This is a genomic window from Achromobacter sp. Marseille-Q0513, from assembly GCF_018195695.1.
Classification (GTDB): Bacteria; Pseudomonadota; Gammaproteobacteria; order Burkholderiales; family Burkholderiaceae_B; genus Achromobacter.
Genome location: NZ_JAGTJY010000529.1, coordinates 1 through 450 on the forward strand (window position 1 = coordinate 1; position 450 = coordinate 450).

Sequence of the window (450 nt, forward strand, 5' to 3'; positions counted from 1 at the left end):
GTCCGCCGAAGGACTGGCTCAGGATCAGCTCGATGGGCAGCTGCAGGAGCTTGTTCAGGTGGCCGGGCTTCGTGCTGGCCGGATATTCGCGCAGCTCGACCATCGCGAAGCGCCGGCTCCAGTTGACCCCGCGCAGCTCGCCCTGTTCTCCATGGGTGGAGAAGAACGGACGGGTGCTGGGCAGCGTGTTGTAGAGCCGGGCGTCGAGCACCGGGACGGGTTCGAGCTTGCCGTTGAGCAGCAAGCCGAAGAACTCGGCGGGTTCAGAGTACAGACGCTTCTCCGACGCGCGTTCATTGGGCGGAGTGGTACGGTCTTCGGCGCTATCGGTACCGTCGCCTACGTCATCGTCCAGGTCATCGTCCAGGTCATCGTCATCGGGGCGTTCGACGATCTGCAGCAGGTCCGCCCGGTAGCGGGTGAGAGCGCCCGCGAGCTTGCGGTTGATGT

At 64.9% G+C, this 450-nt stretch carries 1 pseudogene; it reads right to left on the reverse strand.

Annotation, left to right across the window (positions count from 1 at the left end):
* Positions 1–450: pseudogene (locus tag KDH83_RS31620) on the reverse strand (hypothetical protein); the annotation flags it as partial.